General features: G+C 48.7%; 15 protein-coding genes and 1 other RNA gene. 6 read left to right on the top strand and 10 right to left on the bottom strand.

Annotated features, from left to right (window positions below):
• Nucleotides 1-27 precede the first annotated feature (27 nt).
• The 3 genes from ABD031_RS17055 (at nucleotide 28) to ABD031_RS17045 (ending at nucleotide 4647) form a co-directional block, all read left to right on the top strand.
• Nucleotides 28-2490 carry a TonB-dependent receptor domain-containing protein gene (locus ABD031_RS17055; protein ID WP_343853684.1) on the top strand — a complete coding sequence of 821 codons (2463 nt, stop codon included), beginning with the start codon at nucleotides 28-30 and terminating at the stop codon, nucleotides 2488-2490.
• A 418-nt stretch (nucleotides 2491-2908) separates the two neighbouring features.
• Nucleotides 2909-3127 (top strand): hypothetical protein, encoded by a 219-nt coding sequence (locus tag ABD031_RS17050; protein ID WP_343853682.1) that lies wholly within the window; start codon nucleotides 2909-2911, stop codon nucleotides 3125-3127.
• A 239-nt stretch (nucleotides 3128-3366) separates the two neighbouring features.
• Nucleotides 3367-4647: a glycoside hydrolase family 30 protein gene (locus ABD031_RS17045; RefSeq protein WP_343853680.1), complete on the top strand. Its 1281-nt coding sequence runs from the start codon at nucleotides 3367-3369 to the stop codon at nucleotides 4645-4647.
• Between the two features lie 8 nt (nucleotides 4648-4655).
• Here ABD031_RS17045 and ABD031_RS17040 read toward each other — a convergent pair whose 3' ends face one another.
• From ABD031_RS17040 to ABD031_RS17005, 8 genes are all read right to left on the bottom strand, one after another.
• Nucleotides 4656-6266, bottom strand: a complete 1611-nt coding sequence (locus tag ABD031_RS17040; RefSeq protein ID WP_343853678.1) for a hypothetical protein — start codon at nucleotides 6264-6266, stop codon at nucleotides 4656-4658.
• Entirely contained in the window at nucleotides 6263-8443 is a 2181-nt protein-coding gene (locus tag ABD031_RS17035; RefSeq protein WP_343853676.1) for a hypothetical protein, read from the bottom strand. The genes ABD031_RS17040 and ABD031_RS17035 overlap by 4 nt, the downstream gene beginning before the upstream one ends.
• On the bottom strand, nucleotides 8440-9612 hold the full coding sequence (locus tag ABD031_RS17030) for a BatA domain-containing protein (RefSeq protein ID WP_343853674.1): 1173 nt from the start codon (nucleotides 9610-9612) through the stop codon (nucleotides 8440-8442). The genes ABD031_RS17035 and ABD031_RS17030 overlap by 4 nt, the downstream gene beginning before the upstream one ends.
• On the bottom strand, nucleotides 9612-10478 hold the full coding sequence (locus ABD031_RS17025; protein ID WP_343853672.1) for a DUF58 domain-containing protein: 867 nt from the start codon (nucleotides 10476-10478) through the stop codon (nucleotides 9612-9614). Before ABD031_RS17025 ends, ABD031_RS17030 begins: the two co-directional genes overlap by 1 nt.
• On the bottom strand, nucleotides 10468-11460 hold the full coding sequence (locus ABD031_RS17020; protein WP_343853670.1) for an AAA family ATPase: 993 nt from the start codon (nucleotides 11458-11460) through the stop codon (nucleotides 10468-10470). Before ABD031_RS17020 ends, ABD031_RS17025 begins: the two co-directional genes overlap by 11 nt.
• 7 nt (nucleotides 11461-11467) lie before the next feature.
• Nucleotides 11468-12079, bottom strand: a complete 612-nt coding sequence (locus ABD031_RS17015; protein ID WP_343853668.1) for a DUF4159 domain-containing protein — start codon at nucleotides 12077-12079, stop codon at nucleotides 11468-11470.
• A gap of 593 nt (nucleotides 12080-12672) precedes the next feature.
• The gene (locus ABD031_RS17010) at nucleotides 12673-14028 is read right to left on the bottom strand and encodes a TldD/PmbA family protein (protein ID WP_343853666.1); all 1356 of its coding nucleotides are present in this window, start codon (nucleotides 14026-14028) and stop codon (nucleotides 12673-12675) included.
• 16 nt (nucleotides 14029-14044) lie between these two features.
• Nucleotides 14045-15688 carry a TldD/PmbA family protein gene (locus tag ABD031_RS17005; protein ID WP_343853664.1) on the bottom strand — a complete coding sequence of 548 codons (1644 nt, stop codon included), beginning with the start codon at nucleotides 15686-15688 and terminating at the stop codon, nucleotides 14045-14047.
• Between the two features lie 447 nt (nucleotides 15689-16135).
• Between ABD031_RS17005 and rnpB the strand changes: the two genes are divergently transcribed.
• Both rnpB and ABD031_RS16995 read left to right on the top strand, forming a co-directional pair.
• An RNA gene (gene rnpB / locus ABD031_RS17000) (RNase P RNA component class A) lies at nucleotides 16136-16571 on the top strand.
• 15 nt (nucleotides 16572-16586) lie between these two features.
• Entirely contained in the window at nucleotides 16587-17744 is a 1158-nt protein-coding gene (locus ABD031_RS16995; protein WP_343853661.1) for a sigma-54-dependent transcriptional regulator, read from the top strand.
• A gap of 186 nt (nucleotides 17745-17930) precedes the next feature.
• Here the strand turns inward: ABD031_RS16995 and ABD031_RS16990 are convergent, their stop codons facing one another.
• Nucleotides 17931-18926, bottom strand: a complete 996-nt coding sequence (locus ABD031_RS16990) for an acyl-CoA synthetase family protein (protein WP_343853659.1) — start codon at nucleotides 18924-18926, stop codon at nucleotides 17931-17933.
• A 96-nt stretch (nucleotides 18927-19022) separates the two neighbouring features.
• Between ABD031_RS16990 and ABD031_RS16985 the strand changes: the two genes are divergently transcribed.
• Nucleotides 19023-19670 (top strand): hypothetical protein, encoded by a 648-nt coding sequence (locus ABD031_RS16985; RefSeq protein WP_343853657.1) that lies wholly within the window; start codon nucleotides 19023-19025, stop codon nucleotides 19668-19670.
• A 64-nt stretch (nucleotides 19671-19734) separates the two neighbouring features.
• Here the strand turns inward: ABD031_RS16985 and ABD031_RS16980 are convergent, their stop codons facing one another.
• Nucleotides 19735-22149 carry an alpha-ketoacid dehydrogenase subunit alpha/beta gene (locus tag ABD031_RS16980; RefSeq protein WP_343853655.1) on the bottom strand — a complete coding sequence of 805 codons (2415 nt, stop codon included), beginning with the start codon at nucleotides 22147-22149 and terminating at the stop codon, nucleotides 19735-19737.
• Between the last annotated feature and the right edge of the window lie 268 nt (nucleotides 22150-22417).

Raw genomic sequence — 22417 nt, 5'->3', positions numbered from 1 at the left:
ACACGCTCTATCACGTATCTTTAATCCATGAGATTTACCTTTTTTACCATCTGTTTTTTAGTATTCACCTTTTCAAGTTTTGGACAGGGACAGATTTTCGGCAAACTAACGGATCGAACCTCCGGCGATCCCCTGGAATTTGCCAGCGTGGCAGTCTTCCGAACCGGAGATTCTACCCTCGTCACCGGCGGAATTACAGATGTCGACGGACGCTATTTGATCCCTTCCCTTGATCCAGGGGGCTACTACGTTCATCTTAGTTTTTTGGGTTTCAGTACGCAAACTATCCCCTCGTTTGAGCTAAGCAAAAACCAAAAGCTTGATCTGGGCGAGACGCAACTTTCGCCCGATGCACAGACACTTCAGGCCGTGGATGTCAATGGACAGCGGATCACTGCAGACTTCAAGCCTGAAAAACAAAGCTTCTCTGCCGAAAGCTTCGAAGTAGCGCAGGGCGGCACCGGAACGGATGTGTTAAGAAATCTGCCAGGTGTGGCCATCAATGGGGAAGGCACCTTGTCTATTCGTGGGAATATCGGCTTTGTAGTTATGATCAATGGACGCCCGACTCAGGGTGACCCGATGACGCTTCTAGGACAATTACCGGCAAACAGCATCGAGAAAGTGGAGTGGCTCTCCGCTCCGTCGGCTCAATACGACTCGGAGGGCAAAGCCGGGATCATCAACATCACGACAAAGAAGGGTGCGGCTGATGGACTTTTCCTCCAAATAAATGCGAAGATAGGTCTCCCATCCATCGAAAACTACGACAACGCCCAACCCCAACAACGTTACGGAGGAGACTTCAATCTCAACTATGTAAAGGGAGATTGGGATCTTTCGCTCGGAGCCAGTTATCAGAGAAATGACATTGCCGGGAAGCGTGTCGGAAGCGTCTATACCATTGACGGCGATACCACCACCTATTTCCCATCAGAGGGTGAAAGGAGCATAAACGAAACCAACTATTCCGGTCGATTCACGCTGGGTTACAACCCAAATGCTCAAAACTCCTTCAGCCTAGGGTTTTATGGCGGAGTTCGGGACAAGTTGAGAACCGCGGACATCCTCTATTATGACAATCACGAAGAGTATCCCGGAGGAGAGACGCCCCCTTTCCAATACTTCAATGCCAATGATCAAAACCGGCGCGGTGATTTCCTGATCGGAAGCCTCGACTATGTCCACACCTTTGCCTCTGAATCAAAATTAAGCACTTCCCTTCTCTATGAATACACCATGCTCGGCGGCCCGACGGTCAACCGCAACTTGGGCTACCCGGATCTTTCCATCGTCTATCAGGACGAGTACAACACCAACGACAATCCGCTGAACGGCATTCGGTGGAATCTGGACTACACGTTCAAGCCTAGCCGTTGGGGCACCTTGCAGACCGGCTACCAGTTTCGCTATCTCAACCATGTGGGGGATTTTCTATATGAAAGAAAAAACAACGAAACGGGGGATTTTGAGATCGTGCCGGAGTTTTCCTCCGATGTAGACCTGCACCGGGTCATACACAGCGGCTACCTGCAACTGGATAAAAAGATGGAAAAATGGAGTTACGGTGCCGGAGTGAGATTAGAGGCGATGAACCGTGACTTCCGCCTTCAGGATAAAACTGGCCAATTGGACACCACCTACCTCTACGACTATGTTCGCCCGTTTTTCAGTGCGTCGCTTACTTATCAAGCAAAGGACGACCTTCAGTACAAGTTGAATTTTACGCAACGCGTAGAGCGGGAAACCACTTTTAAGATGAACCCTTTTCCGGAACGGGAACACAGCGAGACACTCGAGCAAGGAGACCCGGAGGTCTTGCCTGAATTTGTCAACACCTTAGAAGCGGGCCTGATCAAGACTTGGAAGGACAACAGTCTCTATGCAACCGCCTACTATACCCGAATCGAGAATCTCGTCAATCGGGTCAATACGGTGTACAACGACACGATCCTCAACCGAATCTACTCCAATGTTGGCACCAGTCATTCGACGGGAATCGAATTGGGAACGGAGACTTTCCTCACGGAAAACTGGAAATTCTACCTCGGCGGCAACGGCTACTACTATCAAATTCGAGGCGAATTTGACGACCGACCGGTGGATCAGTCTGCCTGGGTTTATTCCTTCAACTTCAACACGACCGTAACTTTTGCCAAAGTCTGGAGTAGCCAGTTTACACTAAACTATCTCTCTCAAAGGGTAACGGCTCAAGGAGAAGATTCGCGCTTCTACCTTCCCTCCCTGACAGTGAAGCGGTCCTGGCTCGATGGCCGTTTGACCGCTCTTTTCACGTGGCAAAATATAGACATGGGGCTACTCAAGACCAACGAACAGCGCATCACCACCTATCGCCCGGGAGAATTCTATACAACGACCAATTACATCCAAGAAGTAGATATGTTGCTGTTGAACCTGTCCTACACCCTCAACCGGTCAAAAAACCGGACAAAATTCGTGAAAAGCGAATTCGGGGAAAAGGAGTTTTAGGAAAAGACGAATATTGGATACCCTCTCCTTCTCCGAATTTGCAATTCGGAAGTCTGGGTTTCAGCGAATCCGTCTTACTTATGCAATGAAAACGGACTGAAACCCCTCAGAAAATATTTTGATGTTCGGAGTTGCGAAAAATTGATTGGTTTTACTTTCCAGCCAGAAAGATGGTCTGCTGAAAGCACTTGCCCTCGATCTCTATTTTACGGTGGAGTGCCGCTTTAATTTCCCATCCTGTGTATTTTCTCTATTTGGCACAAAGGCCACCCTCGTGCTAAAAAGAACCTACACCTACTCTAAATAAAATAATCTATCTCAATTGCTAATAAATTGAAATATTATTCCGAATAAGCCTACATGAAAATCTTGGACTAAAAATTGAAATATTCGTCGCCAAACCAAAAAGTACTGGATCATGAATACTACAACCTCAAGTTTGGAATCAAAGTATCACACAAATAGACCTGTCGAAAACTCAACCAAAAATGAACTAATAACCACCATAGGTGGAGTAGTTCCAATCGCAGGCTTTGTTGTCAAATTATGGGTGAAAATTTTAAAGATTTCAATTAAAGCCGCAATTTGGATGTTGCGCAAGATACCTTCACCACAGAAGGAGATCGAGAAATCTTAGTACTCAAGAAAAGAAAGATTCTAAAAGCAGCATCTTGCTCAAGTTGAAATTAGGGCTTGCCGCGTTTGCATACCGACGGCAATTCAATCAATTTTGAAGTCTTGGAAACCTTTCCAAGGCTTTTTCTTTTCCCGAAAATGAAAAAAATCCTTCCTCTCCTACTATTTGCAGCCTGTTTTGGCTGCGCAAAAGAAAGACAACCAGTTGACCTTTGGCTTACCGATCCTAAACCAGGCATCTTGTTTCAAAAGCAAATCGATCCACAAGAAATCACACAAAGTGAGCTCAAATTGACGGTAGATACGGAGACGACCTTTCAGTCAATGGACGGTTTTGGCTTTACACTAAGTCAGGGAAGCGCCAAACATCTGCTGGGAATGAGCAAGGAAGCGAGGGCAGAGATTCTCCAGGAGCTTTTCGGAAATGGAGAAAATGACATCCGCATATCCTATCTGAGGCTATCTGTTGCGGCCTCGGACTTGAATGAATATCCTTTTTCCTACAATGATCTGGAGGATTCTTTGGCCACAGATCCAAACCTAACTCAATTTTCCCTGGGCCCAGACACCTTGGATGTCATCCCGGTCCTAAAGCAAATCCTGAAGATCAACCCAAACATCAAGTTAATGGCCTCTCCTTGGTCCCCTCCTGCCTGGATGAAGGACAACAAAGACACCCGCGGTGGGTCGCTTTTGGAAGAGTATGAAGGCACCTATGCCTGCTATCTGGTCAACTACATCCAGGCGATGAAGGAATTGGGCATTGAAATCGATGCGCTCACCATCCAAAACGAGCCGCTTCATCCGGGAAATAATCCATCGCTACTGATGCTTCCTGAGCAGCTAGCGCGATTTATCGGTCTACACTTAGGTCCGGCTTTTGAAGAAAACGGCATCAAGACCAAGATTGTCGTGTACGATCATAATGCTGATCGGCCCGATTATCCGATTGCTGTTTTAAGGGACACTCTGGCCAATCCTTTTATAGACGGTTCGGCTTTCCATCTTTACGGTGGAGAAATTGAAGCTTTGTCCGAGGTTCATCAAGCATTTCCGGACAAGAACATCTATTTCACCGAGCAATGGATTGGAGCACCTGGCAGTCTCGAAGGCGATATGCCCTGGCATGTCAAAAACCTGATCATCGGTGCTTCCCGCAATTGGGCCAAGACGGTTTTGGAGTGGAACTTGACTTCTAATCCCGAACTCACCCCATTTACTGACCGAGGTGGCTGTGACCGCTGCCTAGGTGCGGTGACTATCGACGGTGATTCGGTGACTCGTAATCCCGCCTACTACATCATCGCACATGCCAGCAAATTTGTGGATCCGGGATCGGTACGTGTCGATTCCAACCCGCTCGACGGGCTTGCAAATGTTGCCTTCGTCAGACCAGATCGCAAAAAAGTATTGATCGTCCTCAACGAATCGGATGAAGCCAAAAGCTTCAAGATCCAGGAAAAGGAGAAAATTTTTGAGGCAGCACTAAATCCAGGTGCGGTCGGAACTTGGATTTGGTAAACCATCGCCTAGCTTAACTTCGGCTCCAGCCAAAGCAAACCCAAAAACAGCAGCATGCCTACCATCCATATCCAAGGGGAAATCGGATTACCGAGTTTTGATTCACCCGTAGGATTTTGGGTGGCACTTTGCTGGATTTCATGGATCAAAGCAGCGGCCTGCAGACTAGGAAGATCATCTTTGCCATAAGCAAAAACCGAGAAGCCCGAGTCCAAGCGAACCCAAGTACTGTCTTCGACCTGGAGACTTCCTGATACCAAATAGGGATTCACAGGGCTTCTACTCCAAGTCAAGGTATCGGCCTCCCAGGCCAATTGCTCCGGAAGGCTGTCGGCCATTAGCTGGAGTTCCTTTGAAAAACCAGTAAGCAAGGGCGCTTCCATTCGCCAAGCATGGCTTTCGTCAGGCTCCAAAAGCCCAAACAATTCTCCCCAAATCAGATCATACTCACCCGTCTTTCCCTGCAAGGCCAAAGGATAGCTGGCGCTCACCAGACTCATTGCGACAGGACTGCTGCCGGCATATTGGATCGCGATGGATCGCTCCTGAAGCAGTTTTTGCCCTGCTCTTTCTGCGAAAAAATAGGGCAAGGCTTCCATCACATTTTTCAGCGTCCGGCTTTCATTCTGCGTTGACTGCTCGACTTGGAAATCCGTCCCAAAAAGCCTGTTGAGGTTTTTAGCAGTTTCTACCGGCTGGGCGACATTGACTACGATGAGGGCCGCATTGCCGGATTTCACCGCATCCTGCACGGACCGCAGACCCAACTGCGCCGGATCCACCAAGAGGACTTGCAGCGTGTTAGCTGAATTACCGCTTTGCAAGACGGTTTCTCGGGAAAGCTTGATTTCCTCGGAGACAGTCTCCCCTTTCTCCCTCAGCCAAGACTCCAGCATCCGAGTCTCCGCACCCGGAAAACCGAGCTGGAAGTGATACTTTTTGGGAGAGGCTGCACCGATAAAAAAACGGACAGACACCAAGGTATCCTTGTCCAAAGTCAACGGAAATTCCGCCTGCCCCAAGCCACTTGGATAAAACTCCAAAAGACCGGTATTCCAACCTTTCTTCAGGCTGGTGCTGTCATGCTTGGCTCCTGACACTGCCAGCGTCGATTTTTCCTTCTCAGAAAAAACCTCAAAAGCCAGTCGCTGCACCTCCCCTTTTCTAAGAAATCCTTTCCAGGAAAGGGCCCGAATCCCTCCCTGTCTCTCTGGCAAGATCCACTGAAAATCCAGATCCTTCAAAGGGTAGAGTGCCGCCCGGTCAAAATTATCTCCCAGCAAGATGACCTTTTCCATCCCCGGTTTGTACTTGGAAAGTGCCACCGTCCTTCTCGTCTTCAGGGTGTCTTTCCAGAAGTCCACCGTCGCTTTGTCCAGTCCGTCTTCGTACACAAGGATTTGCCTTTCCTGAGGCGCCAGTTTTCTTTGCGGCCGCAAAACCAAAAGACTCAGACAGGTCACGAATCCAAAGAAAAACAGCATACGCAAAACTATTCGCCCCGCCTTGGTGCGTTTTTTCCACTGGAAGTAAAAGCTTGCCATGCCGATCAGCCAAAGGATCGCAAGGATCCCAAAGAAAAACGGCCAAGAAACGAGGGGTTGGTAATGGAAGATCATCGCAGGTTCTTTCGGAAGGCGGATTTCAAGGCTTCATTCGACAGGTAGGAAGCACCCGGATTTTTGTAGTTTTTGGCGAGTGGATAGAGCTTTTCCCGCAGCTGCTTTTTGCCCTTTTCATCCAGTTTTCCGGCCTCCAACTGCTGGAGGTAGAGTACCAGATTCCAATCGGCAAGTTGGGAGTTTTGCATCTTCTCGGTCCATAGATTTCCCAATTCACGCACAGTCTGGCGCTCCTCAGCACCGAGTTCATCTTTCGCCAAGAAGCCCAATACAGCCGAGGCCAGAGGTTCGATCTGCTGATCCAGCGCCGCCTGCTCCTTTCGGATTTCCTTGTCCAGATCCTTCAACTCTCCACTGAGGCGCTTCTCGTCCTCTTTGATCGGAGGCGGATCGTAGTTGGTTCGCTTCACGTACACCCGCGATTTTTGCTGGACGGTCTTCAGCAATTCCAACGCTTTGTATTGATAGGGAAGCGATTTTTCTGGTTCAAAAAGCCGCATGTAAAGCTCCGCCTGCCACATTTGCTCCAAGGCAGCCTTGAGAGCCCCACGCGTGGACTGCTCGTAGAAGGTGTTCATCTCCTCCGAATCGTGCGCATGGATGTATGCACTCATCAGGTTTTCCATCTCGGTTCCGCCCTCAGATTCTGAATGCCCATGATCATCATGCCCAGCGGATTCCTGAGGCCTCGGCGCCGTCGGATTCGGGTCATGCTCTCCCTCCTGATCGTGCAGGTGCATATAGCCACTCAGCAAGTCTCCGTCCTCGGCATCCAGCACCACTCCGACCGCCGCTGTCTCAAATTCTTCACCCAGATATTGCCCGTACCGCAGGCGGAGGAGCTTCTGGTCATAGCCGATCTCATTGGAGGTGGAGTTAAATTTCTGCTCGCCCAACTTCTGCTTTTCGGCAAGTAGCTTTTCCGTATCGATGATGATCTGTCGCTGACTTCTGAAGTATTCGGGCAAAACCTGGATCGCCATTCCCTCCAAGACAGCATTGCTCTCCTCCGAGTCGTCAAAATACTTGATAAAATAAGTGTCTGTGCGGCTCGTATTGGCCTCTGGCGCCTTGTTGTCCACCGCAGTCCAATAGTAGTAGAGTTCGTCTCCGGGCTGGAAATCCAGGGAATTGACATTCAGCGTGAAGCTTGACTTTTTGGAGGAAAAAGGAGCCTTCTCCACCTCAAACCGCGTCTCGCGAAACTTTACATTCTCGCCTTTTCCCCTCACCAGCGTAGCCACGATCTCTACCTTGTTGACCTTGAAATCATCGCTGATCTGTGCTTTGAGAGCAAGCTTGGGATCATTTCCGGGGAAAAAGAATTTGTAAGTTTCCTTCTCTTCCGGAAGGATCTGAGGACTTTGATCTTCGATGGATTCGAGGGTATAAAAGTCCGATTCATAGACCAGCTCTTCGCCCCGAAGCGCCTGAATGGAATAGATTCCTGAACCGACCAACTCTTCTTTCAACTGATAGTCAGCTCCCTGATTAGAAAACCCCAGCTTTTCTCCGGAAGAATTCACAAGAAAAACCTCCAGTCCATCACTGTTTTGAAAAGCCAGATTCCAGGTAATCTGCGAGCTTTTTAGCGCTTGGATATCCAGCTCATCCTGTGTTTTAGGAGCAATCCCAGTATAGCTCGGTGACTTGATTTCAACTTGGCTTCGGGTCAAAAGTACCGGGGCATTTACCGCCAAGACTGTTTCTGGATTTTGGGAGATAGCAAGCTCGTTTGTGTTTTTTTCAGCGCTTCGCGAAAACAAATCCGGCAAGAAGGAAATCCCGAAAGTCAAGAGGAAGACGATGAAAAAAGGCAAAAGCCCCTGCTGGATTACCCGGATCTTTGGAGGCATCAGCGAAGCAATGCGCTCCAACTGAAGTCGCTCGGCTATGCTCGGCTGCTGCTTTTGCAAAAGCTCCAAGCTAAACTCCAAGCCACCCACTTGGTCGTGAAGGATCTGGATCGCTTCGGCCCTTCTGGGACGCATCGCGCCAAGATACCAGGCAAAGCCCATAGTCAGCAACCCTCCTGAAATAGTGACAATCGATCTATCCAAACCGAAAGTAAAAGCCAGTAATCCCAGTGAGAGCGCAATCAAAAAACCCTTGACCCAGGCGTTCACCTGAAGCTGGGTTTCAATGGATTTGATATGTTGGTTTAGCGTCTTCACAGATTGTTTCGATAAGCTAAAAACCGCTCCAGTCCGAATACGAGTACGATCAACACCAGAAATAGCTCCGTGGTATTGGCAGCGACGGATTGCTTGGCTTTGGGTATTTCCACAAACTTTTGCTCAAAATTACGCTTGCTCATCCTCACTTCCTTCGGAGAGATCCCAAGATATTCGACCATCGGTGTCAGGATCAATTCAGGCAAGATCCCTTTATCAATTGCTTCTTCCCAAGGAAGTGTGACGGAATTACCCAAGGAGATCTGAAGTTTCGATTTCGGAATTTCGGTCGCTGGCGTATAGAAATAGAGTTTTCCATCCTCAGACTCTTCCATAGCCTGATCGGCAAAGACAACTTTTGCGTCTTGCCCGCTTACTTCCTCAAAGGTCAATCCATACACGGTAGTCAAAGCTGTCAAAGCAGCCTGCAAATTGGCTTTTTTGTCGCTATCACTCAGGGAAAAATATAACGGAATCGCACCCGAAAAAGCGATAAGATCAGCGGAGAAAGCTGCTTCGACTGGGATCGAAATGAGCGCGCCAGCTTCATTTAGTCCTAGGTAGCTACCCGACTCCAGCTTGATCACTTTCTTGGAGAAAACTGGCGGAGATAGCTGCGTGGCAAGGTGAACTTCCGGCTTTACCGGAACCCAAAGCATCGCCTGAGGAATCTCCACCTCCATTCCAGAAGAATAGAGGTGTAGTGAATCAAGGGTTTGAGGCAGGAGATTTAGATATTCCTGAACGTTCTCTGACTGAAAGCCCACCTCAGGACTTTCTCCGAGTTCATAGTCCGGAAGGTCTTCGGCCAACCAAAAAACATCCTCTCCCCGTTCCAATGCCTGCTCCAGCTCAAAACGGAACTCCGACTCTACCTGGGAATTGGGCACGAGTAAATGCACGATTTTTGGGGAATCGGATGGTCCGGAGCTTTTCCACCACAAGCCAACTGCCAACAAGACCAGCAGGATCCAAAGGAGGATTCTGACCAGCAAAAGTAGCCATTGATCTAGGCGAAACGATTTGCTGGATTGGGATTCCTGTGGATTGAGCCAGGCAGTAGCTGCCCAGGCGATGACTTTGCCCTTTCGACCGTTCCAGAAGTGGATGGCCAAGGGAACCGAAATCCCCAGCAAAGCCCAGAAAAAAGCCGGTTGAATCCACTCCATCAGGACAGCTGTTTGCGGTTCAAAATACTGCGCACAACCTCCGAAAGAGGAGTTTGCATCGACACACGAAGCAGCTGCACTTTGGGCAAAAGCAGGCGCTCACTCAGCTGATCCAGGTAGGTTTGGAACTTCTTTCGAAACTCAGCCTGCACGGATTTGCCGTCTTGAATGAACTCCTGACCCGACTCCAAATCCCGGAAGACAAAATTTCCCTCCAGCTTGAAACTCAGTTCCTGCTCACCCAAGATCTGAATCAGTATCAGCTCTTTGCGGGGGTGGAGAAAAGCCTTCACCAAGCTTTCCCACTCGTTTTCCTTTTGCAAAAAATCCGAAACCCAGATGATCAATTCACGGTTTCGACCTTGGGTCAAAGCCTCCGGGAATTCCTCCAAGGGCCACGACCCGTTGGCTTTTTCAGTTTCCAACAGATAGAGAATCCGCTGAAAACTCTTTGGTGTCGGGGACACTTTCTGCTCAATCTTTCCCTCAGATAGGGTGTAGTAACTCAGAGAATCACCCTGTAAATAAGCGAGATAGGCCAAGGAAGCCAGAAGGTTTTTGGCATAATCGAGCCTGGAAAAATCGGCTTCGGCATAGTTCATCGAACCGGAGAGATCCAACATCATGCGGATGTGGAGATTGCTTTCGGTGGTCGATTCCTTTACCATGTACTTGCCAGATCGGGAAAAATACTTCCAGTCGATCCGCTTGAGATCATCACCCGGACGATAGTGCCGGTATTGCTCAAACTCGCTCCCCACTCCCACCCGGATGCCCGAATGGATGCCCTGCCGCAACTGCTCCGAAATGAGGCGTGCAGACAGGCGAAGGTCGTTGAGCTTGATGATCTCCAGATTACTTGGCATGAACCGGTGTCTGGGCTAGGATCTTGGAAATGATGAAATCGGTATCCAACTGCTCCGCTTCGGCGCGGAAATGTAGGGAGATCCGATGGCGAAGCACCGGAAAGATCAGATGCTCGATATCCTCAGGGATGACCGAATAGCGGCCTTTTACGATGGCGCGAGCTTTGGCACAAAGGACCAAGGCTTGCCCGGCACGGGTACCTGCACCCCATTCTACGTAGTTTTTGACTTCAGGCACGGTCGTGTTTTCCAAGCGGGTGGCACGTATCAGTCGAGTGATGTAGCCCAACAAAGCAGAATCCAGATGAACCTCTCGGGTCAGGGTCTGCAATTGCCTGATCTCCTCCCCGCTCAATACCGTCTCTGGCTGGCCTCGATAGGTGCCTGTAGTTCTTTGCAACACTTCCAGTTCCTCTTGCTCGGAGGGATAGCCCAGCTTGATGTAGAGAAGAAAACGGTCCAGTTGCGCTTCCGGAAGCGGATAAGTTCCACTTTGCTCAATCGGGTTTTGCGTAGCAATGATCAGGAAAGGATCGGGAAGCTTGTAATTTTTTCCTCCATAGGTCACCATCTTTTCCTGCATGGCTTCCAAAAGTGCTGCCTGCGTCTTGGGCGGAGTTCGGTTGATCTCATCGGCCAAGACCATATTGGCAAAGATTGGCCCTTGGGTAAACTGGAAAAACTTTTTTCCCGTGCTGTGGTCTTCCTCGAGCACTTCTGTGCCGACGATATCCCCGGGCATCAGATCCGGTGTAAACTGAATCCGCTTGAAACTCATGTCCATCACTTCCGAGATGGTCTTCACCATCAGCGTCTTGGCCAGACCAGGCACACCCTCAAGCAGGCAGTGACCTCCCGCCAGGAGTGTGATGATCACTTCATCGAGCACTTCTTCCTGCCCGACGATGACTTTGGCAATTTCTTTTTTCAGCAGGGGAATCTTATCCACCAGCTGTTGGTATTTCTTCAGTTCAGTTTCCAAGCTTGGTCTAGGTTAAGGCGTACACCACGATGTTGACCCCAAAGCGGGTGTTGTCGATCTTGTTGAAGCGTTTGTTGCGAAAGTCGTAGTCCCATTCGCAGCCGTAGTCTTTGTTGCTATACAGCACACCGATACGACCGTTGATTTCGACGGCTTTTAGGTAATCATGGATCAGATCGTCTCCCCAGCCGTTGAGCTCAAAGGAAGTCGCAGGCGGGCCATCTTCGAATTCGAAGAAACAGCGGTAGATCCAGTGGTCATTTGGGATTTTGTTCAGCGCGTCTGCGCCAAAGGTTCGGGCCATTTCTTCCTCAAAGGATTTAGCGAAAAGTCCGTCAATGTCGTGGTTGCAGTCGTCTACAAAGACGAAACCTCCCTGCTCCACGTAGGTTTTGAATATCCGCCTTTCTTCCTGGGAAAACTCCACGAGCTTATGCCCGCTCAGGTAGCAAAAGGGGCTTTTGAATACTTCCTCACTGCTCAACTCGATGATCCGCTCCTTTTCGTCCACGGGGATGGTCGTGTACTCCACCAAGCTGTGCAGGAGATTGGAGGGCATGCGCTGATCCGTATCCCAGTTGCCGGAATTGTATTTAAGACGGGTAAAGAAAAAGGGCATTTTTTAATAGTTGGAAGTAATCAGGGATCAGTCGCAGTGATCCGTGTTGTCAGGCTGAGCGGAGTCGAAGCCCAGTTGATTTCTGTATCATGGGAAAGGCCCTTCGACGCCGCTACCAATGACAGGATATCTTTGAAAATATTCGAATCTCAGATTTTAATTCTGATTTTCTCACGAATGATCATTCGACTTTTACCAATTAATAGACGCACCTGAGTTTGGTTAGGCTTCCTTTTTTCTTCGTTCTTTTGGCTTGATCCAAAAGAACCAAAAGATCAAGATTTGCCAAAGCTCCCACCGCACTAGGCCGAACGCTGGCTCGCTGGCAAATCCTCCCACCGCGCCCTCCGAATAGTATTTGGTGTTGCGCCGCCGCAACTCCAACCTTTTATTACACTTCGATGGTTCGCAACAGACAAACCCTTGTCATCTCCTTTTTGTGATTTCTTGAATTTTGAGAACTCAAGGTGACACCCCGGTTAAGCGTTGATACCATTTTTCGAAGTCGGAACCCAATGGTCAGTTTTCAGTGGTCAGCAAGCAGTGATCAGTCGGCAGAAACTGCAAACTGACCACTGGCTACTGCCTACTGATTATACAGCGTCTGACAAGCTGGAGAAGGTGAAGTCTCTGATCTTCATTGGTGGGATCATGCTTCCTCCCACGCGCTGAGGCTTGCCCAAAGCTTCGATGTTGTTGAGCATGATGATCGGGCTCTCGTTGAATCGGAAGTTTTTCAGCGGGAATTTGATCTTGCCGTCTTCGATGTAGAAAGTACCGTCTCTGGTCAGACCTGTGTAAAGTAAGGTCTGTGGATCTACCGCTCTGATGTACCAAAAACGGGTTACGAGGACACCTCTTTCGGTGTTTTTGATCATGTCGGCAACCGACTGATCTCCGCCGGAGAAGATAAATCCTCCGCCGCCAAATCCGCCGCCACCGCCGAATCCTCCGCCTCCTGGTCTGGACAAAGGCGGAACACCTTTCTTCTCAGCCCAATAGCGGGAATAGGAAAGGTTTTTCACCACACCGTTTTCCACCCAGACAGTCTTCTGTCTCGGCATACCGTCTCCATCCCATGGAGCCATCGGAATTTCAGTATTGGCAGGGTCGGAGATGATCGTGACACGCTCGTCGAAAAGCTTCTCGCCAAGACGGGTTCCCCCACCTTTTTTGCTCATGTAGCTTCTTCCTTCGTCTGCATTTCGCGCATCTAAGCCGCCAAACATCAGTCTCAGGAGATCTCCTGCTGCCGTTGGCTCCAGGATCACGGTGTATTTGCCCGGTTCGATCGCCTGAGCACCTTTTGAGGCCTGCGCTTTTTGCATCGCCACTGTGGTGACATCTTTGGAATTGAGCAAACTCACATCGTTGAAATCGCGGATGGCATAGCCAGAGCCGGTTCCATCTTCTGTTCTAACCGTGACCGAAAAGTCAACAGAAGTGCTGGTGTTGTAGTTGAATTGTCCTTTGCTGTTGCCTCTGGCCACAAAACCAGAGAAATCCTCCAGGTAACCGGCAGCGACCAATCCGGCTGCATTGCAAGGCTCGATCGAGTCGATGGCCAACTGCGCACGGTAATCAGGATCGATCTTATCGGTTGCCGGGCTGAAGGTTGCAGCCTCCAGTTCAGGCTGAGGTCCCAACATTGGCATGTATTCCGGATTCTCCGGTGCCAACTGGGCGATCTCCTCAGATCGCTCTACCGCCTTCTTCAGGGAGGCGTCATCCAACTCGTTGATAGAGGATGAGCCGATTCTTTTTCCAAAAACCGAAGTGACATTCAGTTGGATTTCGTTCGATTCACCACTGGTGCTGACGGTATTTCGCGCATAGCGGATATTACCTGTTCTTCCACCGGAAATCGAAACTGCAGTCTCATCTGCTTTGGCAAAAGACAATGCCTTATCTATATATTTCTTTGCTTCTTCTTTAGTCAAAATAGCCATAATGCTCGTGTTGGGGTTAAATACTTCTTGCAGTGTTGATGACATTCACACCATCGAAGCGCGTAGTCGAGCTTCCATGGGATACCGCAGAGGACTGGGATGGTTGGCCTTTTCCGTCAAAGAAAGTTCCCATGAATCGGTAGTCGTCTTGGTCGCAAATCGCGGAGCAGGAATTCCAAAACTCTTGCGTATTGGATTGGTAGGCGACATCTTCCAGCATTCCTGCGATCTTTCCATCCTTGATTTCGAAGAATACCGTACCTCCAAACTGGAAGTTGTAGCGCTGCTGATCAATGGAGAAAGACCCTCTTCCCAGGATGTAGATACCTTTTTCGATATCCTTGATCATGTCCATCGGATTCATCTTCTCCTTGCCAGGCATCAGGGAAACGTTGGCCATACGCTGGAACTGTACAGAGCTCCAGTTGTCGGCGAATGAACAGCCGTGGGATTCGTTTTCACCCAAGATCGCTACTTGGTCTCTGATCGCCTGATAGTTTACCAAAATACCATCCTTGATCAAATCCCACTCTTTACACTTCACGCCTTCGTCGTCATATCCCATGTTGCCCAAAGAATATGGCTGAGTCTTATCCGCCACAATGTTGACGATATCCGAACCGTATTTGAAGTCGCCGGACTTCCACTTGTCCAAGGTGGCGAAGCTGGTACCCGCGTAATTGGCTTCGTAACCCAATACTCTATCCAACTCCAAGGGGTGCCCCACAGATTCGTGAATAGTTAAGCCCAAGTGGTCAGGATCCAACACGAGGTCATACTTGCCTGGCGTGACGGATTTGGCCGTAATTTTCTCTTTTGCCTGCTTGGCTGCTGTGATGGCATCTTCGACCATGTCATAGGAATACCTGTAACTATTGAAACCTGCGGCATTTGGGATCTTTTCCGAAGCCGTGCCATCCATGTATTCATAGCCCATGCCCATCGGAGTGCTTAGCCCCTGTCTGGACCGGAATCCCCCAGAAGCTTTGTCTACCGCAGTGACAGTGAGGTTTGGCCATAAGCGGTGAACGTCCTGGTCGATGTAGGAGCCGTCGGTGGAAGCGAAATACTTCTGCTCGTTGATCATAAACATCGCAGAGTTGACGAATGCGGCGCCGTTGTCAAGCGCGGCATTGTTGGCGGCGAGCATAAGGTCGATTTTTTCCTTCACCGGCACGGCCATCGCATTTTTCTTGATCGGAGTGTTCCAGGTGACGTCACCATGGCCTTTTTCCGGAGCCAATACGACAGGCTCTTTTTGCAGTTTGGAGTTTGCCTTGGCGATGGCTACGGCAGTCTCTGCGCATTTTTTGATTCCGTCAGGAGTCACGTCGGAAGTGGCCGAAAAGCCCCAGGTGCCATTGGCGATCACGCGGATACCCACGCCAAATGTCTCTTGATTGGAGACGTTTTGGACGTTTTTCTCACGGGTAAAGATGTTTTGGGACAAGTAGCGGCCGATGCGGACGTCTGTGTAGGTGGCTCCTTTGCTTTTAGCCGCATTTAGCGCAGTGTCGGCAAGGAGTTTTTTGGCGGCCACGTCTATCCCCGGCTCAATCAGTCGCTCTGCTGAGATGGGATTGCCCATCGCCATGACTCCGGGAGTCATCAGGGCTCCAAGTCCCAAGCCGGACAGGTGGATAAAATCTCTTCTTTTCATTTGTAATTAATTTGATTTTCGTCGGTCAATTGGAATTTCGCATCAGCTATTTCATCCTAAGGAGTGATTTCAGCCATGCTCGATTTCAAAGACTGGTTTGTTTGATGGTTAGTTTATATTCTGTTTGCACTAAAGTAATCCTATTCTCAGATCAATTCCTCTTGAATATTACAATTGCGGTAAAATGGGTTTAATCGGTGGAGTTTATTCGGTTTGGCGTCATTATTTTTCCGATAGAGGGTTTTCAAATGTGACAAAAACGGCCATAAACCGACTAATTATCGAATTTTTGGGTGTTTTACGCCAGTAACCGCTATTATTTTTTTGGATGAAAATCCTGCTTAATAAGAGGGCTGAACCTCAAGGCTTTCCGGAAAACCCATAACCCATCAGGGCTCTTTATTGCAAGACTCCCAACCTATCGCAAAAAAATGCCGTAATTTGTACCGTGCGAGTCGTCTTGCCGCTGCCCCGTCGCGATAGCTATCGGGATTGGGGGAGAGGAAAGTCCGGGCAACACAGAGCACCATACTTCCTAACGGGAAGGCTCTTTACTGGTGACGGTAGGGAGACAGACAGGGCCACAGAAACAAACCGCCACTCGCTCTCAGGGCCTGCCCCGAGCCTGTCGAGGGGTAAGGGTGAAAAGGTGGGGTAAGAGCCCACCGTCCCGGTGGTGACATCGGGAGCTAGGCAAACCTTATGGGTTGAAAGGTCAAATAGGCCCCGGGCAAAGAGCTGCTCGTTCGATTCTTGCTTCGGCAGGATTCCGGGGTGGGTAGATCGATGGACCCCGATTGCGAAGTCGGGGCTAGATAAATGGCAAGAGCCTATTTTCTCCGAAAGTAGGATACAGAACCCGGCTTATAGACTTGCACTTTTTTCTTTACTTTACGCTATGCCAAAGATTCTCATCATCGACGACGAGCGGTTTATCCGCGCTTCCCTTCGGGAAATTTTAGAATACGAAAAATTTGAAGTCAGCGAGGCCCAAGACGGCGAAGAAGGCCTGGCCAAGATACATGAAGAGGAATTTGACTTGGTGCTCTGCGACGTCAAGATGCCCAAGATGGACGGGATCGAGGTTTTGGAACATGCCAAAGCCATGGATCGCTCGCCGCAGTTCATCATGATCTCCGCTCACGGCAGCATCGAAACGGCCGTGGAAGCCACCAAAAAGGGAGCTTTTGACTTCATCCCCAAGCCGCCTGATCTCAACCGACTCCTGCTCACCGTCCGTAATGCGCTGGACAAAAAGCAACTCGTCACCGAGACCAAAGTGCTCAAAAAGAAGCTCTCGAAGAAGTTTGACATGGTGGGCGAGTCTCCGGCTATCGCTCGGGTGAAGGACACCATAGAAAAGGTCGCACCGACCGACGCCCGCGTCCTGATCACCGGACCAAATGGAACAGGCAAAGAGTTGGTAGCGCACTGGATCCACCAAAAGAGCAACCGCCAATCCGAGCCATTTGTCGCGGTCAACTGCGCAGCGATACCTTCAGAACTAATTGAGTCCGAGCTTTTTGGCCATGAAAAAGGAGCTTTCACTTCAGCTCACAAGCAGCGCAACGGGAAGTTTGAGCAAGCTCAGGGAGGAACGCTATTTCTGGACGAAATCGGAGACATGTCCCTTTCTGCCCAATCTAAGGTGCTCCGCGCTTTGCAGGAAAACCTCATCAACCGGGTCGGAAGTGACAAAGACATCAAAGTAGACGTGCGTGTGCTTGCCGCTACCAATAAGGACCTAAAAAAAGAAATTGAGGGAGGCCGCTTCCGCGAGGACTTGTATCACCGACTGAGTGTGATCTTGGTGCAGGTTCCCGCACTGAAAGATCGGAAAGAGGACATTCCCCTACTCGTCGATAAATTTCTGGATGATATCTCGCAAGAAAATGGCGATGTGAAAAAAGGAATCTCGAAGGAGGCTTTGCAAAAGCTCCAGGAATTTCCCTGGACTGGAAATATCCGCGAATTGCGAAATGTGGTGGAACGACTGGTAATCCTAGGTGAGTCGGTAATCAGCCTGGAAGACATAAAAAAATATGCTGACTACTAACGGTCAGCATATTTTTTAGCTATTGGTTTTTTGCGCTGCTGGCGCTTTGGCATAAGCCGGGCAAGGTTTGCTGGAAGCGCAAGCTCCCAAGGCTAAAATCCCTACCAATAGTGCAATTGTGGCTAATCTTTTCATGCTTGAGTTTTTATACTTTTCAAATATGTCTATTAAATCTTAAGATAGCAATTACTGCACCATTAAGTTGCAGCCGCGGATTTCAGAGTTGTCGAAGCGTCCCAAAACCTCCAAAAGGCCATTTTCATCGTATTTCCCCAAATCCTGGGTTTCGATAAAGGCACAGGAATGGAAGTTGGCCAGATCGATGACATTGATGCCTCCCTGGGATCTGGACGACCAGCTCAGCGGATCATTCACATCTCGTAGCATAACGCGCATCGTTGCGGGCAAGGTATATTTTCCATCGCCTTTCGAATAGGCCTGAGACATCAGTTCGGTCATCCCGTACTCGGAGTGGATGGATTCCACGCCGAAAAAAGCTTTGAGAATATCGTGCACTTCTTCTCGGATCATTTCTTTTCTCCTCCCCTTCATCCCACCCGTTTCCATCACGATCAGATTTTCCATGGGTGCGAAATCTTTTCCTGATTCAGCCAAATCCAAAAGCGCGAAAGTCACTCCAAGCAACAAAACTTTTCGCCCGTCATTTCCCAGAGAAGTCATTTTCTCCAAGAGCTCATCCTGATTGTATAAATAAAAACCGGAATGCGCTGATTTGGAAACCTTTATAAAACGCTTCGCCATGGACACCAAGCTGCTTCCCGGTCTTTCCAGGTAAGCCGGCAACAAAGCCAATACATGATAATTGTCCAGCGCACCATATTTCTTCTCGAAAATCTCTTGCGCGTGGCGCAAATACCAGGTTTCTGACCAGACATAATGCTTGCTGGTGATCACGCCGGTCGTGCCGCTGCTGGAATAAAAAGAGTCGAAATCAGCCTCTTGACCACAGACCACAGGAAAGTCTTTAAAAAATCGAATGGGCAAAAAAGGGATGGATTCAAGAGTTTTCACTTGACTTACCTCAATCTTTCTCGCAGCTACGTAGGACTTATAAACCTCATTTTCAGAAATTTGAAACCGAAACAGTTCCAAAGCAAGATCTTCGAAGTCCCAGGCGTCCATATTGGTCAACCTTTCCGAAAAACTTTTAAAATCTTGCATCGTTTTATATTTTGCGTTTTTACTGAGAAAAACTAACGTTATTTTCGGGAGTAAATTTACCTTCAGCCGATGCGATTCAAAAACTATTCAGGATTAATGTTGGTGACAGCCCTTGGTTGGGCATCCTGCATCAGCCCGCCAGATAACTTTCCGAGCGTTCCTGAAATCGAGTTTTCAACTATAGAATATGTGCAAACCTCTGCACAAGACTCCCTGATCGTCAGTGTCAACTTCAGAGATGCAGAGGGAGATCTGGGTCTCTCACCCACCGACATACAGCCTCCCTACAACCCGCTTTTCTATAAGAGAGACGCCTCGGGCAATTTGATCACCTATTCTAACCGACCACCAGAAGCCCCAGACTACAATCCTATAGACTGGGTCGTAGATCCGATAATCAACAATATGGTGATAAAGGATACCTTCTGGGTCGAGCAGAATGAGGATCAATACAATATTTTCGTTCGATTCTATGTCAAAAGAAACGGCCAGTTTACCGAATTCAAATGGCAAGACCCACCATTCTACACGACCTTCAACGGTCGATTTCCTAGAATTCTTACGAGCGAAGAAGGTCAATCTGTCGAAGGAAACATCAAGTATCGAATGCTTTCCTCCGGCTGGGAATCGATCTTCAGGAACGACACGCTCCGAATCGACTTAGAAATCCAGGACCGAGCGCTAAACCGAAGCAACCAAGTCTCCAGCCCGGAAGTCACCCTCAGGCAGATCAGCAGGAATTAGAAACTACAAAGTCCCCCGAAGATTCGGGGGACTTTGTAGTTTAGCTCGAAATATTCAAATCGGTTTAAATCGCAGGAAACCTTTTAGGATTGGCTTCGTGCATCATGCGGTAGGCTTTTTCGATCACATCATCAATACTTGGTTTGGAAAAATAATCCCCATCAGACGAATAGGCTGGACGATGCGCCTTGGCAGAAAGCGTCTGGGGCTCAGAATCCAAATACTGGAAGATTCGCTGCTCGTCGATCACTTGCTGAAGCATATAGGCAGATGCACCACCCGGCACATCTTCATCGGCGAAAATCACCCGACCGGTCTTCTGAATCGACTTGCCAATCACACCATGGGTATCAAATGGCAACAAAGTCTGTACGTCAATCACTTCGACGGAGATGCCCATTTCGGCCAATTCCTCGACAGAATCCATCACGATCCTGCACATACTCCCGTAGGTCACGATGGTTAGGTCGCTTCCCTCTCGCAGGACTTCAGGTTTCCCCAGCTTCACCGTATATTTCCCGATGTTGGTAGGCATTCTTTCTTTCAGTCGGTATCCGTTCAGACATTCGACCATGATCGCCGGCTCATCCGAATCCAGCAGGGTTTTGTACATTCCCGCCGCTTGAGTCATGTCTCGAGGTACGCAGACGATCATCCCTCTCAGTGAGGATAGAATCATCCCCATGGGCGAACCTGAGTGCCATACCCCTTCGAGTCTATGCCCTCTTGTCCGGACGATCAAGGGCGCTTTTTGCCCGCCTTTGGTTCGGTACAGCAGCGATGCGAGGTCATCTGACAGCATCTGCAATCCATAGAGCATGTAGTCTAGATACTGGATTTCGGCCACTGGTCGCAAACCTCTCAGCGCGGTGCCGATACCTTGACCGATGATCGTACACTCTCTGATTCCAGTATCCGAAACTCGGTGAACTCCATACTTTGACTGAAGTCCGGCAAAAGCCTGATTCACGTCGCCTATCTTCCCTACATCCTCACCAAAAGCAAAGAAGCGTGGATCATTTTCCAGGGTGTGATCAAAAAATGCCTGAAGAATCTCTCTCCCGTCTACCAGTTGAGACTTCTCGTCGTAGGTTGCCGGAACTTCTTTTACTTTCCCAACTGCCCATTCCGAATGACTATATAGGTGGCTGTTATACCGATCAAAATTCTTCGGTTCCTGAGCCTTGTACCAAGTATTGAGTGGGCTCTTCACACTCTCCGTGTCAAATCTTAGGGCAAGCAACGCTTTTCTCACGGCGGTAATCGCATCCTTTCGTACCGGATTGATGGTCTTGGAAAGATCGTCGGCAAGTTGTAGTAGAACCACTTTGCGGGTACTCTTATCTGCGGTGGACTTGAGCAATCCGATGACTTCCTGTATTTCGGCTTTTATTTCTCCTGCGAATCTACTCCAAGCAGCCTCTTTCTGAGCCTTGACGTGTGCTTTCGCTTCACTTTCAATTTGATCCAAAACCTCATCCTTAGCGATGCCGGAGGAGATGATATAGTCTCTGAATTTGCTGATGCAATCCCAATCTTTCTCCCATTGAAGACGCTCAGTAGACTTATACCGTTCGTGTGAGCCGGAGGTGGAATGCCCCTGTGGCTGAGTCATTTCCTCCACATGGATCAAGACTGGAATATGATTCGTACGTGCCACTTCTCCGGCATACTTAAAGGCCTGCACTAGCCCTTCGTAGTCCCACCCTTTTACCCGCAGGATTTCTATTCCCTTTTCGGTCTCGGTGCGCTGAAACCCCATCAAAACTTCCGAAATACTACCCTTGGTCGTATGAAATTCATTGGAAACAGAGATTCCATAGCCATCGTCCCAAATCGAAATTACCATCGGCACCTGCATGACACCCGCTGCATTGATGGATTCGAAAAACATCCCTTCGGAGGTCGACGCATTTCCGATTGTTCCCCAAGCTACTTCATTCCCATTGTTAGAAAACTGAGAAAAAACCTTGAGTCCTTTATTTTCGCGGAAAAGCTTAGAGGCATAAGCCAAACCCAAAAGTTTGGGCATTTGGGCGGCTGTCGGAGAAATGTCAGCAGCTGAGTTGTGCAGTTTGGTAAGATCCTTCCACGAGCCATCGGATTTAAGTGAACGTGTGGCAAAATGTCCGTTCATCAATCGACCCGCACTTGCCGGCTCGGCGTCCACATCGGCATGAGCGTACAATTGCGAAAAATATTGCTGCACTGTCAACTCGCCAAGTGCCATCATAAAAGTCTGATCTCGGTAATATCCGGATCTAAAATCGCCAATCTGAAAAGCCTTGGCCATTGCAATCTGCGCGAGCTCCTTTCCGTCACCAAAAATCCCAAATTTGGCCTTACCCATGAACACCTCTTTTCTTCCCATTAAGGAAGCATGCCGACTGGTCACCGCCACTTTGAAGTCATTCAGGATTTCCTCATTGTTAACTAAAGGTTCTTCCGGGGAATTCTGCTGCGATTTGGTTATTGCCATAAATGATTACGAATCTAAATGTTACTTTGGGTTGAGCATTTTGAACTTAGCTTCATCAAAAATAGCCAAATTAGGTTTTGATACAAATTTCCTCTATACAAATTTGCAATCAAAAATTTCGAAAGAATGTCCAATTTTCAATTTTTTAAAATATTATTTTGAAATAAATCAACAAACCATTGAATTAATTGAAAATCTAAAATCAGACTAAACCTTGATTTAAATCATTTTTAGAAAATTATTTTAAAACCCTCTCCCTTTGAAAAAT

The sequence above is a fragment of the Algoriphagus jejuensis genome, assembly GCF_039523455.1.
Classification (GTDB): Bacteria; Bacteroidota; Bacteroidia; order Cytophagales; family Cyclobacteriaceae; genus Algoriphagus; species Algoriphagus jejuensis.
This window is presented reverse-complemented; position numbering and strand designations above follow the sequence as displayed.

Coding starts and splice junctions, on each gene's coding strand:
- ABD031_RS17055 (WP_343853684.1), top strand. CDS start 28: ATGAGATTTACCTTTTTTACCATCTGTTTTTTAGTATTCACCTTTTCA.
- ABD031_RS17050 (WP_343853682.1), top strand. CDS start 2,909: ATGAATACTACAACCTCAAGTTTGGAATCAAAGTATCACACAAATAGA.
- ABD031_RS17040 (WP_343853678.1), bottom strand. CDS start 6,266: ATGATCTTCCATTACCAACCCCTCGTTTCTTGGCCGTTTTTCTTTGGG.
- ABD031_RS17030 (WP_343853674.1), bottom strand. CDS start 9,612: ATGGAGTGGATTCAACCGGCTTTTTTCTGGGCTTTGCTGGGGATTTCG.
- ABD031_RS17025 (WP_343853672.1), bottom strand. CDS start 10,478: ATGCCAAGTAATCTGGAGATCATCAAGCTCAACGACCTTCGCCTGTCT.
- ABD031_RS17015 (WP_343853668.1), bottom strand. CDS start 12,079: ATGCCCTTTTTCTTTACCCGTCTTAAATACAATTCCGGCAACTGGGAT.
- ABD031_RS17010 (WP_343853666.1), bottom strand. CDS start 14,028: ATGGCTATTTTGACTAAAGAAGAAGCAAAGAAATATATAGATAAGGCA.
- ABD031_RS17005 (WP_343853664.1), bottom strand. CDS start 15,688: ATGAAAAGAAGAGATTTTATCCACCTGTCCGGCTTGGGACTTGGAGCC.
- ABD031_RS16995 (WP_343853661.1), top strand. CDS start 16,587: ATGCCAAAGATTCTCATCATCGACGACGAGCGGTTTATCCGCGCTTCC.
- ABD031_RS16990 (WP_343853659.1), bottom strand. CDS start 18,926: ATGCAAGATTTTAAAAGTTTTTCGGAAAGGTTGACCAATATGGACGCC.
- ABD031_RS16985 (WP_343853657.1), top strand. CDS start 19,023: ATGTTGGTGACAGCCCTTGGTTGGGCATCCTGCATCAGCCCGCCAGAT.
- ABD031_RS16980 (WP_343853655.1), bottom strand. CDS start 22,149: ATGGCAATAACCAAATCGCAGCAGAATTCCCCGGAAGAACCTTTAGTT.